Consider the following 16,257-nt stretch of genomic DNA (forward strand, 5'->3'; position numbering starts at 1 on the left):
AGCCGCCCGGGGCTGCGCGCCGGTCGGGATTGCGGCGGGATTGGTGGCCGTGGATGGCCCGCGCACGCCGGCTCCTGTTGCCGCTGGTGTGCGCGGTCTTGCTTGCGGCCTGCGCCAGCGTTCCTGACTCGCAGGAGCGCCGCGCGCGCGCATCGCAGGCCAGTCTGTCGGCCGACGCGGCGTCAGACAGCTATCGCCGCGGGCAGGGCATCGCCGCCGATCCGCGGACTCCCAAGAGCGATTTTCTCGCGCGTCACCTTGCTGTCGAGCAGGCAGTCAGCGGCGCGCCGTTGGTGGCCGGCAACCGTGTCCGGCTGCTGGCGGACGGCCCCAGCACCTACCGCGCCATGCTGCAGTCCATCGCGCAGGCCCGCCGGTACGTGCACATGGAAACCTATATCTTCGATGACGATGCCGAGGGTTCGCGCTTTGCCGAAGCCCTGATTGCGGCGCGCAACCGCGGCGCCGAAGTGTCCTTGATGGTCGACGCGGTCGGCACGATCAAGACGCCCGATGCCTTGTTCCAGCGCCTGCGCGATGCGGGCGTACAAGTCGCGATCTTCAATCCGGTCAACCCGGCGAGCGGCCGTGCGGGCTGGTCGCCGAACCAACGCAACCATCGCAAGGTGCTGGTCGTGGACGGCAAGGTCGGCTATCTGGGCGGCATCAACGTGAGCAGCGTCTACGAGTCCTCGCCAGGATCTGGATCAGGTTCGGGTTCGGGCTCGGGGTCGGGGTCGGGAAAGGGCGCCGGCAAAGCCGATTCACCGGCAGCCACAGACGCCAAGGCGGCGCCCTGGCGCGACACGCATCTGCGCATCGAAGGGCCCGCAGTGGCCCAGCTGGAGCAGGTCATCCGCGCGGGTTGGGAATCCCAGTCCAAGGAGCCGATCAAGGGGGGCGATTCACAGGTGGCGCCGCCCGTGGGTGCAACGACGGTGCGGATACTGGCCAATCAGCCGGATCGCAGCGATGGCTACACCGTCTACCTGACGCTGATGTCGGCGTTTGAAAGCGCGCAGGAATACATCCATATCACCATGGCGTACTTCGTGCCGGATCCCGCCTTCATCGAAGTCCTGACGGACGCGGCCCGGCGCGGCGTCGACGTGGCGCTGGTGTTGCCTGGCTTCAGCGACTCGTCGCTGGTGTTCCATGCGGGACGCTCGCACTATACGGACCTGCTGCGGGCCGGCGTGAAAATCTACGAGCGGCGCGATGCGCTCTTGCATGCCAAGACTGCGGTGGTGGACGGCGTGTGGTCCACGGTGGGGTCCAGCAATCTGGATTGGCGCAGCTTTGCGCTGAACTACGAAATCAATGCCGTAGTGCTGGGGCCTGAATTCGCGGCCGAAATGGAGGCACTGTTCCAGCGCGATCTCGCCGAGTCGGTGCGGATCACGCCCGAGGCCTGGCAGGCCAGGGGCGTGGGTGACCGTTCGATGGAGTTCTTCTCGCGCATGTTCGAGCGCTGGCTGTAGCGCCCGGCGCCAGCCGGATCAGACCTGTGCGGCGGCCGGCGTGGCATGGGCGGCATGTTCTTGCGCCAATGCGGTTGTGATGTCGTGGGTAGGCTGGAACGAACTGGCCTGGGCCATGGCCCAGCCCGCGCGGAACACCTGGTGGCGGAATTCTCCGCGCAGCAGTTCGCCGGGCGCGAGTTCCGGGAACAGGGCCGACAGCAGCCGGATTTCGCTGGAGGAGATGCGGCGCGCGATATGGTGCGGGCGCAGCTGGCCGGGGTGGGTCAGGCCGGCCGCGGCAAGCAGTTCCGCCAGTGCATGCAGCGTGTTGCGGTGGAAGTTCGCCACGCGCTGCGCCTTGTCCGGCACCACCAGCGCGCGCTGGCGCAGCGGGTCTTGGGTCGTGACGCCGGTGGGGCATTTGCCGGTGTGGCAGGCCTGGGCCTGGATGCAGCCGATGGCGAACATGAAGCCGCGCGCGGCGTTGCACCAGTCCGCGCCCATGGCCATGACGCGGGCCATGTCGAAAGCGGTGATGATCTTGCCGGACGCGCCCAGCTTGATGCGGTCGCGCAGGTTCACGCCGATCAGCGTGTTGTGGACCAGGCGCAGAGCCTCGCGCAGCGGCGTGCCGACGTGGTCGACGAACTCCACGGGCGCGGCGCCGGTGCCGCCCTCGGCCCCGTCCACCACGATGAAATCCGGCGTGATGCCGGTTTCCAGCATGGCCTTGACGATGGCGAACCACTCCCAAGGGTGGCCCACGCAGAACTTGAAGCCCACCGGCTTGCCGCCGGACAGTTCGCGCAGGCGCGCCACGAACTTCATCAGGCCGATGGGCGAATCGAAGGCGGAATGGGTGGCCGGCGAATTACAGTCCTGCCAGGCCACGACGCCGCGCGCTTCGGCGATCTCCGGCGTCACCTTGCCCGCGGGCAGGATGCCGCCATGGCCCGGTTTGGCGCCTTGCGACAGCTTGATCTCGATCATCTTGACCTGCGGCGTACAGGCATTCTTGACGAAGGCCTCTTCGGAGAAAGCGCCGTGTTCGTCGCGGCAGCCGAAGTAGCCAGAGCCGATGTTCCAGACCAGGCCGCCGCCCGGCTGGCGGTGATAACGGCTGATGCCGCCTTCGCCGGTGTCGTGCGCGAAGTTGCCCTGGCGCGCACCTTCGTTCAGGGCCAGGACGGCGTTGGCCGACAAGGCGCCGAAGCTCATGGCCGACACGTTGAACGCGGACATGGAGTAGGGCTGCTTGCATTCGGGGCCGCCCACCGTGACGCGGAAGTCGATGTCGGGGATTTGCGACGGCGACATGGAATGGTTGATCCATTCGTAGCGATCGCCGTAGACGTCTTCCTGGGTGCCGAAGGGACGCTTGTCGATCTCGCGCTTGGCGCGCTGGTAGACGATGGAGCGCTGCGCGCGCGAGAACGGCGCGGCCTGAGTGTCGTCTTCCAGGAAGTACTGGCGGATCTCGGGCCGGATGAATTCGAACAGGAACCGCAGATTGCCCAGGACCGGATAGTTGCGGCGGATGGCGTGGCGTGTCTGTGCCAGGTCATAGACGCCCAGCGCGGCCAGCAGCGTCAGCGGCACGGCCAGCCAAAGCCACCAGGGCGAGCTGGCCGCGGCCAGGGCGGCGGTGATTGCGGCGCCGATCAGGGTCAGTAAAAAAGCCGTGTAGCGGCCGAAAATCCAGCTCATGTCCATCTCCGTATTTCGGGATGGAGCAACCATACACCAGGAGCTGTCCCCCTGTGCCGGCGGACAGTCCTGGAATACTGTTTCTCAGCAGCTGGACGCCGCTGGGGTCTTTTCGACGGCGAGGCCGAAGGCCGGGCGCAGGCGCACGCCCAGGGCGCTGCCGGCGAAGGCGGCCGGCAGCCACAGCCAGGCGTGCAGGCTGCCCGACAGGATGCCGCTGAAATAGGCGCCGATATTGCAGCCGAAGGCCAGGCGCGAACCATAGCCCAGCAGCAGGCCGCCGATGACGGCGCCGGCCAGCGAGCGGGCCGGCACCTTCCAGATGGGGGCGAACTTGCCGGCGGCGCTGGCGGCGGCAAGCGCGCCCAGCATCAGGCCGATGTCCATGACGGTGGTGACGTCCTGGCGCAGCGGCGCGGCCAGCGAGGGCTGCTTGGCCCAGTAGGCCCAGGTGGCCACGTCGCCGCCGAAGGCGTCCAGGGTCTTGGCGCCCCACAGCGCAAAGGCGGAGGTGATGCCCCAGGGGCGGCCAGCCAGCGCCAGCGTGGCGAAGTTCAGCACTACCAGCGCCACGCCGCCCCAGATCAGCGGCCAGGGGCCTTGCAGCAGGGACGCCGGGCGCGCGGTACGCGAGGCGAACGAAATCACATGGCCGTGGCGGCGCTTCTCCAACGCCGTGGCTGCCCACGCGATCAGCGCGAACACGGCCAGGTTGATGGCCAGCGCGGGCGCCAGTCCCCAGGTCTTGATCAGCGAGGTCGGCGCCAGCGCCGGCAGGTTCGACCACCAGCCGAAGTTGGCGGTCGCAATGACCGAGCCGATGATGAAGAACAGCAGCGTGACCACCATGCGCGTGTTGCCGCCGCCGACTGCGAACAGCGTGCCCGAGGCGCAACCGCCGCCCAGCTGCATGCCGATGCCGAACAGGAAGGCGCCCAGCAGGACAGAGACTCCCGGGGGCGACACGAAGCCGCTGACGGGTTGGCCGAACAACGTGCCGGCTGCCAGGAAGGGGAAGAACAGCAGCACGCCTGCGGCCAGCATCAGCATCTGCGCGCGCAGCCCCGCGCCGCGGCGGTCGGACACGAACACGCGCCAGGCCTGCGTGAAGCCGAAGGAGGCGTGGTACAGGGTCACGCCCAGCAGCGCGCCGACGACCCACAGCGCGCCCTGGCGCCAACTGACGGTCTCATGCAGGTACAGGGCGCCTGCCAGCACCAGCAGCACGGCGATCCACAGCGGCTTGCGGTTGATCTGGATGGGCGGCAGGGCCGAGGTAGGCAGGGGGAGAGTCGAGGCGTTGGTGCTCATGGGCGAGTCCCGGGATCTTGATACGTAAGAAAGCAAAACGGGCGCGCGCAGGCACCCGTGTGATGCTTGAAAGTCTAAAGCGGTGGACGCTTGGATCAAACCACCAATTAATGCCTTTTATATAACTAAAAGCTATATAGGCGCTTATTGCAGGCGCCAAGCCAGGGCGGCCAGCGTCAGCAGCAGCACCGGCAGGGTCAGGACGATGCCTACCTTGAAGTAGTAGCCCCAGGTGATGCGCAGGCCCTTGCGCGCCAGCACGTGCAGCCACAGCAGCGTGGCCAGGCTGCCGATCGGCGTGATCTTGGGGCCCAGGTCGCTGCCGATGATATTGGCGTAGATCATCGCGTCCTTCACCGCGCCGGTGGCGCTGGTGTCCGCAATCGACAGCGCGCCCACCAGCACGGTGGGCAGGTTGTTCATGATGGACGACAGGAAGGCGGTGATCAGGCCCGTACCCATCGCCGCGCCCCAGACGCCATACTCGGCGCACCGGTCCAGCACTTGCGCCAGGTGCGCGGTCAGCCCGGCGTTGCGCAGGCCATACACCACCAGGTACATGCCCAGCGAGAACACCACGATGTGCCAGGGCGCCTCGCGCATGATGCGGCGCGTGCCGACGATGTGCTGTCGTCCCGCGATCAGCAGCAGGCCCAGCGCGCCGACGGCGGCGATGGCGCTGACCGGGATGCCCATGGGTTCCAGGATGAAAAAGCCCGCCAGCAGCAGGGTCAGCACGACCCAGCCGGCGCGGAACGTGGTCAGGTCGCGGATCGCGGAAGCGGGCGCGGGCAGTTGGCTCACGTCGTAGCGCGGCGGAATGCTGCGATGGAAGAACAGCAGCAGTACCGCCAGCGTGGACGCCACGGCCATCAGGTTTACCGGCAGCATCACCGATGCGTACTCGCCGAAGCCGATATTGAAGAAGTCGGCCGACACGATGTTGACCAGATTGGATACGATCAATGCGATGCTGCCCGTGTCCGCGATGAAGCCCGCGGCCATCACGAAGGCCAGCGAAGCGCCGGGGCCGAAGCCCAGCGCCACCAGCATTTCCATGACGATGGGCGTAAGGATCAGCGCCGCGCCGTCGTTGGCGAACAGCGCCGAAACCGCGGCGCCCAGCAGCACGATCAACACGAAAAGCAGCCGGCCGCGGCCGCCGCCCCAGCGCGCCACGTGCAGCGCCGACCATTCGAAAAAGCCGGCCTCATCCAGGATCAGGCTGGTGACGATGATGGCGATGAAGGTGGCGGTGGCGTTCCAGACGATGCGCCAGACGTCCGCGATGTCGGCCAGGTGAACCACGCCCGTGGCCAGGGCAAGCGCCGCGCCCAGCACGGCGCTCCAGCCTATCGACAGGCCCCTGGGCTGCCAGATGACCAGCGTGATGGTAAGTACGAAGATGGCGACGGCGAGCAGCATGATGAAGAACGATCAGGAAATCGGGTGTGCGCTGATCCAGGCGACCAGCAGGCTGACGGTCAGCACCGATGCGACGGTGGAAACCAGGATGGCGCGCGAGGTTACGCGGGCGTCGCGCCCGTACATCTGCGCCAGCATGAAGGGGCCGGTGCCGATGGGCAGCGCGCTCATCAGCACGGCGGTCCAGGCCCATACCGGCGGCATGGCGAAGACGTAGAACGCCAGCACCGCCGTGACGGCGGGCTGCAGCAGCAGCTTGCCGGCGACCAGGCGCATGACGCCGGGTCCCGAGCTGGACGTTTCCGTCTGCGCCAGGAACAGGCCGATCGTGACCAGCGCGCAGGGACTGGCGGACGCGCCCAGCAAGGCCACGTAGCGGTCCACGCCTTCCGGCAGCGCCAGGCCGGTGAAGGCCCAGGCCAGACCCAGCAGCGGAGCCGCCAGCAGGGGGTTGCGCAGCAGCGCGCGGCCGACCTTGAGCAGGGTCAAGGACAGATTGGGCGTCTGTTGGCGGTCGAACTCGATCAAGGCGATGGCAAAGCCGAACAGCACGCTTGCGGTGAGCAGGGTGGTGAAGGTGGCCGGCGCCATGCTGTCAGGGCCGAGCAACGCCAGGCACAGCGGAATGCCCATGTAGCCGGCGTTGGCGTAGGACGCGGCCAGCCCCTGGATGCCACGGTCGGTCAGCGCGCGCTGCGAGCCGCGCGCGCCGATAAACGAGGCGAGGAACGTGACGGCGATGCCGCCCGCGAAGGCGCCCACGAAACCCCAGTGCGCCATATGCGTCAGATCGACCTGCGTCATGGCGCGGAACAGCAGCGCGGGCAGCGACAGATACACGACGTAGCGGTTCAGCGCGTCGGTGGCGCCGGGACCCAGGATGCGCCAGCGGGCGGCGAGCCAGCCAGTCAGGATCAGCGCGAAGACCGGCAGGGCGGAGGTAACGACAGCGTTCATGGACAGGGACCTGGAGGGGCGCTCATTCTACTTGGCAGCGGTATGCGCCGTGCGCGTCACCAGCAGGATGCCGAGCGCTGCCAGGGCCATGCCCGGCCAGGCCAGCGCGGGAATGGCTTCGCCCAGGATGATCAGCGCAATGACGGCGGTGCAGGGCGGCACCAGGAAGAACAGCGCCGACACGCGGGAGGCCTCGCCATAGCGGATCATGGTCAGCAGCAAGGTGATCGCCACCAGCGAATTGCCCACGACCAGATAAGCCAGCGAAGCCAGCAGGGGCCCGGTCCATTCGATATGCATCGGCTCCAGCCAGTACGCCAGCGGCGCGGTGGCGATCAGGCCGACCGCGTACTGCACCATGTTGGACGTGACGGGATGCGTTTGCACGCCATAGCGTTTTTCATACAGCGTGCCGCCGGTGATGCAGAGCAGGGCGCTGATGGCGAACGCCAGGCCCAGCGGCGAGAGCACATCGATCGAAGCCTTGGCGATGATCACCAGCGCGGCGCCTGACACCCCCAGGCCCAGGCCTGCCCAGCGGCGGGCGTCGACTTTCTCGTGCGCGATCGCCGGCGCCAGCAGGCCGATCAGGATAGGTTGCAACGAGGTGATCAGCGCCACGCCGCCCGCCGACATGCCTTGCTTGAGAGACAAGTAGGTGAAACAGAAGTAGCCTGCCTGCAACAGCAGTCCGACCATCGCCAGATGGCCCCAGGCGCTGGCGCCGCGCGGCAGCGGCGGGCGCAGGAACAGCATGAAGGGCGCAAGTATCAGCACCACGCAGGCGTAGCGCAGCGCCAGGAACGTCATGGGGTCGGCATAGGCCAGGCCCACTTTGAGCACGACGAAACCGCTGGACCAGAGAAGCAGGAAGAGCGCGGGCGCGGCTTTCAACCAGGCGGGGGGAGCGGCAGGCGGCATGTGGCGGAACATGGACGACATGGGCAAGCCGCGATCGTACCCCCTTTTGGCCATTGTTCATCCCTGCCAAAATGAGGTTTAGGATTCTTTTATTCATTTGCTGCACGCGAGGGATGGACATGTCGACCAACAAACAATCTACGGTGCGTATCGCCCTGGGCACCTGGGACCGCTTGCGCGACGACGCGTATTCGGTGCGCCATGAAGTGTTCGTCGTCGAACAGAAAGTGCCGCCCGAGGTCGAGCTGGACGACGATGACGCGGTGTCGGTGCACGCCGTGGCCTACGGCCCGGACGGCACGCCCATGGGCACGGGCCGGCTTCTGCCCGACGGCCACATCGGCCGCATGGCGGTCCACAAGAAGGCCCGCGGCATGGGCGTCGGCAGCCAGTTGCTGGACGCGCTGATCGAACAGGGCCATGGCGACGGCCACCGCATGCTGGTGCTGCACGCGCAGACGCATGCGGCAGGTTTCTACCAGGCCCATGGCTTCAATGTGGAAGGCGAGGAATTCGTCGAGGCCGGTATTCCGCACGTGGTCATGACCCGCGTGCTGAAGTAGGGCGGGCCGCCCGGCTCAAAGCGTCTGCCTGCGGGCCGGGCAAATCAAATAGGCGGGATAAAGAAAAGGGCCGCAAGAAAAGGGCCGCAAGAAAAGGGCCACACAAAGAAAAAACCCCGGACGCTTACGCGTTCGGGGTTTTTTTGGCGCATCACGCAGGTACCTCGTGATGTAATAATTGGTGCCCAGGAGAGGACTCGAACCTCCACACCTTGCGGCACATGGACCTGAACCATGCGCGTCTACCAATTCCGCCACCTGGGCGCTGATGCTTTACTTGTCGCTTCGCTTTCGCGTTGTTTCTTGTTCAGCAGCAGAGGAATGAGATTATGCACACTTTTTTTGAAGTGTGCAAGTCGTGTGGCTTTTTTTTCATATTTTTTTGCTGCCGGGCGCTTTCGAACTTTCGATATAGTGTCGCCCCATGTCCCGTACCCTCTGCACGCGTTGTCTGCGTCCTCTGTCGCACTGTCTGTGCGCGCTGATTCCCTCGCTTTCCTGCCGCACTCGCGTCGTGGTGTTGCAGCATCCGAGCGAGGCGCGCCATGCCTTGAACACAGCAAGGCTGGCGGTGCTGGGGCTGGCGGGCGCGCAACGCGTGGTGGGCGAATATTTTTCGGAAGAGGATTGGGCGCTGCCAGGCCATCTGCCTCGCCTGCTGTTTCCGGGCGAGGGCGCCGAGGTGTTGGCGCCGGGCTACGGGCAGGACCTGGGCGCGCCCATCAGATTGATCGTGCCTGACGGCACCTGGGGACATGCGCGCAAGCTGCTGCATATCAACCCGGCGCTGGCCGCCTTGCCGCGCGTGATGTTGCCCGCGGGGCTTTCCACGCGCTACCGGGTTCGTCACGCCGACGTGCCGGGCGCGCTGTCCACGATAGAGGCCGTGGTGCATGCCTTGAATGCGATTGAAGCGCCGACGAATTTCGATGCGCTGCTGCGGCCTTTCGAAGCGTTGATCGATGGCCAGATCGAAGGCATGGGCGCGGATCTGTACGCGCGGCATCATTTGAATCGCAAGGTGCCGTGGCGTTGAAACACGCAGTGGCGGGGCGCAAAGCAAAAGCCCCGGGAATCTTGCGATTTCCGGGGCTTTTTAGCCGTTGCCATCAAGACCGCCTTGCATGGTCTTGATTGAAATTCCGTGGTGCCCAGGAGAGGACTCGAACCTCCACACCTTGCGGCACATGGACCTGAACCATGCGCGTCTACCAATTCCGCCACCTGGGCACTGAGAGATACTGTCAGAAGTATGTGATACGCTGCCGCTCTAGTCGCATCGCTTCAGTTAAAACACATTAACTAAAACATGCGTCCAAAGTGCAGTTGGTTCTACAATAAGGTTTTTAAGCAACTTGCTTTTCAAACCCCGGCTGGGTTTTAAACTTCCCGGCCCTTCTGACCATTTTCTGCTTCAGTGTTCAGCCTTGGGCGAACCACAGAAGCTGCGCATTATATACGGAAATTTTAGCTTTGGCAAAACGATCGAATAACGAATCGAATAACAACAGATCAACACCCTTGCCCGAAGCGCCGCCGGACTTCGATCCTGATGTCCCGTCCCGTGAAGCCATCCTGAAAGCGCTGCGCGCCGCAGGCTCGCCGCTGTCTCCGGTGGAACTGGCCGAACGCATGGGCGTCGAGCGCGCCGCGACGATGGTGGGATTTGAGCGCCGCCTGGGCGCCATGGAGCGCGACGGCCAATTGATGCCCAACCGCAAGGGCGTGTTGCTGCTGGCCACCAAACTGGACTTCGTCGCCGGCAAGGTGCTGGGGCATCGCGACGGCTTCGGCTTCCTGTTGCGTGACGACGGCGGCCCGGACCTGTTCCTGTCGCCGCGCGAAATGCTCAAGGTGCTGCATGGCGACCGTGTGCTGGTCAAACCCACTGGCGAATACCGCGGCAAGCCGGAAGGCACCATCGTCGAAGTCATCGAGCGCCGCACCAACAAGCTGGTGGGGCGCTTCCTGCACGAGCATGGCCTGTCCATCGTCGTGCCCGAGGACCAGCGCATCAAGCATGACATCCTGATTCCGCCCAGCGACACCAACGGCGCCCAGCATGGGCAGGTGGTCGCGGTTGAAATCATGGAACAGCCCACTCGCCACACGCAGCCGCTGGGCCGTGTGGCCGAGGTGCTGGGCGAGATCGACGATCCCGGCATGGAAATCGAGATCGCGGTGCGCAAGTTCGACGTGCCGGTCGATTTCTCGGAAGCCGCGCTCAAGCAGGCCGCACGCCTGCCGGACGTGGTCAGGAAGACCGATCTCAAGGACCGCGTCGACCTGCGCGACGTGCCGCTCATCACCATCGACGGCGAGGACGCGCGCGACTTCGACGACGCGGTGTACTGTGAGCCCGTGGAGCTGGGCGCGGGCCAGCGCAAGCGCCCGGGCTGGCGCCTGCTGGTGGCCATCGCCGACGTCAGCCACTATGTGCGTCCGGGTGACGCCCTGGACGACGACGCGATCGAACGCGGCACCAGCGTGTACTTTCCGCGCCGGGTCATCCCGATGCTGCCGGAGTCGTTGTCCAACGGCTTGTGTTCGCTGAACCCGGACGTCGACCGCCTGGTGCTGGTTTGCGACATGGTCATTCCGGCCAGCGGCGCCAAGGCTGGTACGGTCACGGCCTACCAGTTCTATAACGCGGTCATGCACTCGCATGCGCGCACCACCTATACGAACATCTGGGCCGCCCTGCAACAGCCCGGCGGTCCTGCCGCGCACGCCATGCGCAGCGTCATGCCCCAGGTCCAGCACCTGTATGAACTCTTTCAGCTGCTGGCGCAAGGGCGCAAGAAGCGCGGCGCCATCGACTTCGACACGGTCGAGACCAAGATCGTCTGCAATGAGCTCGGCCGTATCGAGCAAATCGTGCCGTCGGTGCGCAACGATGCCCACAAGCTGATTGAAGAGTGCATGCTGGCCGCCAATACCTGCGCGGCCGACTTCATGACCCGCAGCAAGCATCCCGGCCTGTACCGCATCCACGAAGGCCCCACGCCCGAACGCCTGCAGTCGCTGCGCGAATTCCTGCGCACCATGGGCCTGTCGCTGGGCGGCGGCGAGACGCCCACGGCCAAGGATTACGGCGACTTCCTGGATTCGGTGCGCGGACGCCCCGACTACCAGCTGTTGCAGACGATGTGCCTGCGCTCCATGCAGCAGGCGGTCTACAGCCCCGACAATATGGGCCACTTTGGCTTGTCCTATCCCGGCTACAGCCACTTCACCTCGCCCATCCGCCGCTATCCCGACCTGCTGACGCATCGTGTCATCAAGGCGTTGCTGGCCGGTCAGCGCTATGTGCCCAGCCTGGAAGACCAGCCTGTGGTGATCGGCCGCACGCAGCGCGAGCACGAACATGCCATCTGGGAAAAGATGGGCCTGGTGCTGTCCGCCAGCGAGCGCCGCGCCGACGAGGCGTCGCGCGACGTCGAAGCCTGGCTCAAGTGCTGGTTCGTCAAGGAGCGCGTGGGCGAGGACTTCAGCGGCACCGTTACCGGCGTCGCCAGCTTCGGCATCTTCGTCACGCTGGACACCCTGCACGTCGAAGGGCTGGTGCATGTTTCCGAACTGGGCGGCGAGTATTTCCAGTTCAACGACGCCCTGCACGAGTTGCGCGGCGAACGCACGGGCATGCGCTACCGCCTGACCGACAAGGTGCAGGTGCAGGTGTCGCGCGTGGACCTCGAAGCCCGCCGCATCGAGTTCCGCCTGGTGCAGGGCACGAGCTTCGACGCCTTGCGCAAGGCGTCGGCCCGCAGCCCGGATGAGCCCTCGCGCCGTGTCAAGAAGGCCGCGTCGCCCAAGCCCGCCGCCCTGAAGGGCCAGACTGCCAAGGAGCGTCGCGCCGAGGCCAAGAAGGCCAGCAAGCCGCCGCGGGCGCCCAAGGCATCCAAGCGCGCAGCGCCGGCCAAGAAGGCCGCGCACAAGCGCCACTGACACTTCCTTATGGCGAGGCCGTCGTATGGCGGCTGCGCCATAAGGGGTAACATTGCATCTATGGCCGGCTTGGTCCGGTGGCCCGCCCCGCTCTGGGGCGGGTATTCGTTTATCTAAAGGTATTGCATTTATGGCGTCGACCCAAGTCCTGGCCGGGTTTCACGCGGTTGTTGCGCGGCTGCGCCACGCGCCCGACTCGATCAAGGAAATCTATGTAGAGGCGTCGCGCCGCGACAAGCGGATGCAGACGTTCATCGAGCAGGCCGAAAAAGCGGGCTGCCGCCTGCATCCGGTCCCCATGGAGCGCCTGGACGGCCTGTCCCGCGGCACCCGCCATCAGGGCGTGGTGGCGCTGGCCGAAGAGCGCCAACTGGCGGTGGACGTGGATGAGGTACTCGATGTCATCGAAGGCCCGCCGCTGCTGTTGATCCTGGATGGCGTGACCGATCCCCACAACCTGGGCGCCTGCCTGCGTACCGCGGATGCCGCCGGCGTGCACGCCGTCATCGCGCCGCGCGACCGGGCCGTCGGCCTGAACGCAACCGTGCAGCGCGTGGCTTGCGGCGCGGCCGATACCGTGCCCTATCTGATGGTGACCAACCTGGCGCGCACCATGCGCAGCCTGAAGGACCGTGGCGTGTGGCTGGTGGGCACCGACGACCAGGCCACCGACAGCATGCATCAGATCGATGCGCGCCAGCCCATGGCCTGGGTCATGGGGGCGGAAGGCGAGGGCATGCGCCGCCTGACGCGGGAAACCTGCGATCAACTGGTGAACATCCCCATGCTGGGTTCGGTGGAAAGCCTGAACGTCAGCGTGGCCAGCGCCGTCTGCCTCTATGAAACCGTGCGCCAGCGCCGTTCCTGATTCATCCGTCTTACCTATCTTGTAGACCATATCCTCTTCGCGTCAGCCCATCATGCACCAGAACGGCTTTACCACCACGATCCTCCATTCCGACCGCAAGCAATCCGTCGAGCACGGAGCGGTGCACAAGCCCATGCATCCGTCCTCGGAGTTCGCCTACGAAGACGCCCGTGAGCTGGCCGCGGTCTTTCAGGGCAAGGCCGGCTTTACCTACGCCCGCCAAGGCACGCCCACCACCACCGCGCTGGAGGCCAAGGTCAACCAGATGGAAGGCGGCAAGGGCACGGTCAGCTTCGCGACCGGCATGGCGGCGCTGGCCGCCATCTTCACCACGCTGCTGCGCCGAGGCGACCATCTGGTGTCCAGCCAGTTCGTGTTTGGCAACACCAACAGCCTGCTGGGCACGCTGCTGGAACTGGGGGTGGAAATCACCTTCGTGGACGCGACGGATTCGGCGCAGGTGCGTGCGGCGATCCAGCCCAACACCCGCATGGTTTTCACCGAGACCATCGCCAATCCGGGCACGCAGGTTGCTGACCTGGCCGTGATTGGAGAAATCTGCCGCGAGAAGGGCCTGGTCTACGTGGTCGACAATACGCTGACCTCGCCCTGGATGTTCCGGCCTGTCTCGGTCGGGGCGTCCCTGGTGATGAACTCGCTGTCCAAGTACATCGGCGGCCATGGCAATGCGTTGGGCGGCGCCGTCACGGACACGGGGCTGTATGACTGGTCGAATTACGCGAACATCTACGAGGCCTATCGCAAGGGACCGTCCACCAGTTGGGGGCTCACGCAGGTCAAGAAGAAGGGCCTGCGCGACATGGGCGGGACCCTGGCAGCCGAGCCTGCGCACCGCATCGCGGTAGGCGCCGAGACCCTGGCCCTGCGCATGGCCAAGCACTGCGCCAACGCGTTGGCGCTGGCGCGCTTCCTTGAGGATCATCCGGGCGTGGCCAAGGTGCATTACCCCGGGCTGGCCAGCCATCCGCAGCATGCGCGCGCGGCGGCGTTGTTCGGCTCGCGCTTCGGCGGCCTGTTGGGCGTCGAACTGGCGGACGGGGTGGACTGCTTTGATTTCCTGAACCGCCTGCGCATCGTGCTGATGGCGACTCACCTGGGCGATACGCGCAGCCTGGCGCTGCCTGCCGCCCACACCATCTATTACGAGATGGGCGCCGAGCGCCGCAAGCAGATGGGCATCGCGGACAGTCTCATCCGCGTGTCCGTGGGCATCGAAGACGAGGCCGATCTGCTGTTTGATTTCGATCAGGCGCTCAACGGCTGCCTGCAGGGATAATGCGGCACGCGCGCGACCGGTGGCCGGGCGCGCCTGCAACGCAATCGGGATAGCGCCCATGCTCATACAGATCGCAGAAGTTTTCACGCCAGAAGAGGCGGCCGAGATCCGGCGCCGCCTGGACGCCGCCGATTGGGTCGACGGCAAGGTCACCGCCGGCTATCAGTCGGCCGAGGTCAAGCGCAATCGCCAACTGCCGGAGCAGCATCCCCTGGCGCAGGAGTTGGGCAATCTGATCCTGCAGCGCCTGGCGGCCAACAACCTGTTCATGTCGGCCGCGCTGCCGCGCAAGATCTTTCCGCCCTTGTTCAATCGCTATGAGGGCGGGGAGGCATTCGGCTATCACGTGGACAATGCGGTGCGCGGCATCGCCGGCACGGCTGAGCGCGTGCGCACGGACCTCTCGGCCACGCTGTTCTTTTCCGAGCCCGATTCCTACGATGGCGGCGAGCTGGTCATCGACGACACCTATGGCCCGCGCGCAGTGAAGCTGCCCGCAGGGCATATGGTGCTGTACCCGGGCACCAGCCTGCATAAGGTCAATCCGGTGACGCGGGGCGCGCGCGTATCGTCGTTTTTCTGGATGCAGAGCCTGGTGCGCGAAGACAGCCAGCGCGCACTGCTGCTGGACATGGATGTGGCCATACAGCGCTTGAATCAGGATGCCGCGGGGCATCCCTCCATCGTGCAACTCACCGGCATTTATCACAATTTGCTGCGTCGATGGGCCGATGTCTGACGCAAGTTAACGATCGCGTTCGAGGGTGTCGCGCAAACCCCGAAATGCGTGTTTCTGTTTATTGCGAAACGGTCTAAAAGCTAGTATTGACGCGGGTTGTGGTGAGGTTTTCGCTTGACAGCCGCGCCACGCCAAGGCCTAATACACGTCTGCGTCGCTGGTGATTTGAAGGCAATTTGCCATTGAATCCAGGCGGCGCAGCAGTTTAAAAGTTGTGCTTCGCAGCGCAAGAAAAAAGTTTATCCACTGTCTGTTCGTCGTTTGTCGGTTTTGCGTCTTCTGCGGCGTCCATCATGACGGCCATGAACTGCACTCCGGCAGACTCCATACCTTGTGAGGGGTACACCTGAATGAACAAAACCGAACTCATCGATCACATCGCCAGCAAGGCCGACATCTCCAAGGCCGCCGCTGGTCGCTCGCTCGACGCCCTGATCGGTGCCGTCAAGACCACCCTGAAGAAGGGCGGTACGGTTACGTTGGTTGGCTTTGGCACGTTCGCTGTGTCGGCTCGCGCCGCGCGCACCGGCCGTAATCCGCGCACTGGCGAAACCATCAAGATCAAGAAGGCCAAGGTGCCGAAGTTCCGTCCGGGCAAGGCCCTGAAGGACGCCGTCAACTAATGGACGGCGGGCGGGTCGCAGGCATTCAGGCCTGGCGATTTGCCCCCAACTGCGCGGTCCGGTATACTCCGGCCCGCGTATTGCTTTTGAGTGCCCCGGTTGGCAGTTGCTTGTACGGATTTTTCGCGAATTTCGTCTTGAGGCTGCATCAAAATGGGTGCTTAGCTCAGTTGGTAGAGCGGCGCCCTTACAAGGCGTAGGTCACAGGTTCGACCCCTGTAGCACCCACCAAAAGCTCCGATATGCGCTCCACACAAAACCCGCACACGTCATGGTGGCGGGTTTTTTGTTTTGCGCGCGCCGCATCGCTCGTGCCGGTTGATCTCGCTCAGAAATGTAGGACGGGATCAGATGAAATAGGACGTGCGAATCATTCGCATTTAAGATATTATTGTGGGCTTGTACCGGTCAGCCGGCGTCGCCATCGCGTGTGCG

13 protein-coding genes and 3 tRNA genes are annotated in these 16,257 nt (G+C 65.1%); 9 read left to right on the top strand and 7 right to left on the bottom strand.

Annotated elements, in window-relative coordinates; genetic code table 11:
• Positions 1-53 precede the first annotated feature (53 nt).
• Entirely contained in the window at positions 54-1,481 is a 1,428-nt protein-coding gene (locus IB259_RS21425) for a phospholipase D-like domain-containing protein (protein WP_125473629.1), read from the top strand.
• Positions 1,482-1,499: 18 nt separating this feature from the next.
• Here the strand turns inward: IB259_RS21425 and IB259_RS21430 are convergent, their stop codons facing one another.
• The 5 genes from IB259_RS21430 to IB259_RS21450 all read right to left on the bottom strand — a co-directional run bounded on the left by IB259_RS21430 (position 1,500) and on the right by IB259_RS21450 (position 7,784).
• Positions 1,500-3,170: an FMN-binding glutamate synthase family protein gene (locus IB259_RS21430; RefSeq protein ID WP_175181688.1), complete on the bottom strand. Its 1,671-nt coding sequence runs from the start codon at positions 3,168-3,170 to the stop codon at positions 1,500-1,502.
• 84 nt (positions 3,171-3,254) lie between these two features.
• Positions 3,255-4,481 carry a YeeE/YedE family protein gene (locus IB259_RS21435; RefSeq protein ID WP_119450519.1) on the bottom strand — a complete coding sequence of 409 codons (1,227 nt, stop codon included), beginning with the start codon at positions 4,479-4,481 and terminating at the stop codon, positions 3,255-3,257.
• A gap of 144 nt (positions 4,482-4,625) precedes the next feature.
• Positions 4,626-5,906, bottom strand: a complete 1,281-nt coding sequence (locus tag IB259_RS21440) for an arsenic transporter (RefSeq protein ID WP_054451123.1) — start codon at positions 5,904-5,906, stop codon at positions 4,626-4,628.
• 12 nt (positions 5,907-5,918) lie between these two features.
• A complete protein-coding gene (locus IB259_RS21445) occupies positions 5,919-6,863 on the bottom strand; it encodes an AEC family transporter (RefSeq protein ID WP_175181687.1) in 945 nt (314 codons plus the stop codon).
• Between the two features lie 27 nt (positions 6,864-6,890).
• On the bottom strand, positions 6,891-7,784 hold the full coding sequence (locus tag IB259_RS21450) for a DMT family transporter (RefSeq protein ID WP_175163411.1): 894 nt from the start codon (positions 7,782-7,784) through the stop codon (positions 6,891-6,893).
• Between the two features lie 113 nt (positions 7,785-7,897).
• Between IB259_RS21450 and IB259_RS21455 the strand changes: the two genes are divergently transcribed.
• Complete coding sequence (locus tag IB259_RS21455; protein ID WP_370126826.1) at positions 7,898-8,347, top strand: GNAT family N-acetyltransferase; 450 nt, start codon at positions 7,898-7,900, stop codon at positions 8,345-8,347.
• A 179-nt stretch (positions 8,348-8,526) separates the two neighbouring features.
• Here the strand turns inward: IB259_RS21455 and IB259_RS21460 are convergent.
• Positions 8,527-8,611, bottom strand: a tRNA-Leu gene (locus tag IB259_RS21460).
• 160 nt (positions 8,612-8,771) lie between these two features.
• Between IB259_RS21460 and IB259_RS21465 the strand changes: the two genes are divergently transcribed.
• Positions 8,772-9,383, top strand: a complete 612-nt coding sequence (locus IB259_RS21465) for a tRNA-uridine aminocarboxypropyltransferase (protein ID WP_192330067.1) — start codon at positions 8,772-8,774, stop codon at positions 9,381-9,383.
• Between the two features lie 109 nt (positions 9,384-9,492).
• Here IB259_RS21465 and IB259_RS21470 read toward each other — a convergent pair.
• Positions 9,493-9,577, bottom strand: a tRNA-Leu gene (locus tag IB259_RS21470).
• A gap of 243 nt (positions 9,578-9,820) precedes the next feature.
• On the opposite strand from IB259_RS21470, the gene rnr reads away from it, so the two are divergent.
• The 6 genes from rnr to IB259_RS21500 all read left to right on the top strand — a co-directional run bounded on the left by rnr (position 9,821) and on the right by IB259_RS21500 (position 16,053).
• Entirely contained in the window at positions 9,821-12,295 is a 2,475-nt protein-coding gene (gene rnr, locus IB259_RS21475) for a ribonuclease R (protein ID WP_119450517.1), read from the top strand.
• Between the two features lie 130 nt (positions 12,296-12,425).
• Positions 12,426-13,163 (top strand): 23S rRNA (guanosine(2251)-2'-O)-methyltransferase RlmB, encoded by a 738-nt coding sequence (gene rlmB, locus IB259_RS21480; protein WP_013392619.1) that lies wholly within the window; start codon positions 12,426-12,428, stop codon positions 13,161-13,163.
• A gap of 52 nt (positions 13,164-13,215) precedes the next feature.
• Positions 13,216-14,460, top strand: a complete 1,245-nt coding sequence (locus IB259_RS21485) for a cystathionine gamma-synthase family protein (protein ID WP_054451127.1) — start codon at positions 13,216-13,218, stop codon at positions 14,458-14,460.
• Positions 14,461-14,518: 58 nt separating this feature from the next.
• On the top strand, positions 14,519-15,199 hold the full coding sequence (locus tag IB259_RS21490; RefSeq protein WP_119450515.1) for a Fe2+-dependent dioxygenase: 681 nt from the start codon (positions 14,519-14,521) through the stop codon (positions 15,197-15,199).
• A gap of 350 nt (positions 15,200-15,549) precedes the next feature.
• A complete protein-coding gene (locus IB259_RS21495; RefSeq protein WP_003812968.1) occupies positions 15,550-15,822 on the top strand; it encodes an HU family DNA-binding protein in 273 nt (90 codons plus the stop codon).
• Between the two features lie 155 nt (positions 15,823-15,977).
• Positions 15,978-16,053 (top strand) — tRNA-Val (locus IB259_RS21500).
• The last annotated feature ends 204 nt before the right edge of the window (positions 16,054-16,257 follow it).

It is taken from the genome of Achromobacter sp. ACM04 (genome assembly GCF_014851465.1).
GTDB classification, from domain to species: domain Bacteria; phylum Pseudomonadota; class Gammaproteobacteria; order Burkholderiales; family Burkholderiaceae_B; genus Achromobacter; species Achromobacter aegrifaciens.

What these genes read in the sequence shown, in the direction of transcription:
- IB259_RS21425 (WP_125473629.1), top strand. Translation starts at nt 54, where the DNA reads ATGGCCCGCGCACGCCGGCTCCTGTTGCCGCTGGTGTGCGCGGTCTTG.
- IB259_RS21430 (WP_175181688.1), bottom strand. Translation starts at nt 3,170, where the DNA reads ATGAGCTGGATTTTCGGCCGCTACACGGCTTTTTTACTGACCCTGATC.
- IB259_RS21435 (WP_119450519.1), bottom strand. Translation starts at nt 4,481, where the DNA reads ATGAGCACCAACGCCTCGACTCTCCCCCTGCCTACCTCGGCCCTGCCG.
- IB259_RS21440 (WP_054451123.1), bottom strand. Translation starts at nt 5,906, where the DNA reads ATGCTGCTCGCCGTCGCCATCTTCGTACTTACCATCACGCTGGTCATC.
- IB259_RS21445 (WP_175181687.1), bottom strand. Translation starts at nt 6,863, where the DNA reads ATGAACGCTGTCGTTACCTCCGCCCTGCCGGTCTTCGCGCTGATCCTG.
- IB259_RS21450 (WP_175163411.1), bottom strand. Translation starts at nt 7,784, where the DNA reads ATGCCGCCTGCCGCTCCCCCCGCCTGGTTGAAAGCCGCGCCCGCGCTC.
- IB259_RS21455 (WP_370126826.1), top strand. Translation starts at nt 7,898, where the DNA reads ATGGACATGTCGACCAACAAACAATCTACGGTGCGTATCGCCCTGGGC.
- IB259_RS21465 (WP_192330067.1), top strand. Translation starts at nt 8,772, where the DNA reads ATGTCCCGTACCCTCTGCACGCGTTGTCTGCGTCCTCTGTCGCACTGT.
- rlmB (WP_013392619.1), top strand. Translation starts at nt 12,426, where the DNA reads ATGGCGTCGACCCAAGTCCTGGCCGGGTTTCACGCGGTTGTTGCGCGG.
- IB259_RS21485 (WP_054451127.1), top strand. Translation starts at nt 13,216, where the DNA reads ATGCACCAGAACGGCTTTACCACCACGATCCTCCATTCCGACCGCAAG.
- IB259_RS21490 (WP_119450515.1), top strand. Translation starts at nt 14,519, where the DNA reads ATGCTCATACAGATCGCAGAAGTTTTCACGCCAGAAGAGGCGGCCGAG.
- IB259_RS21495 (WP_003812968.1), top strand. Translation starts at nt 15,550, where the DNA reads ATGAACAAAACCGAACTCATCGATCACATCGCCAGCAAGGCCGACATC.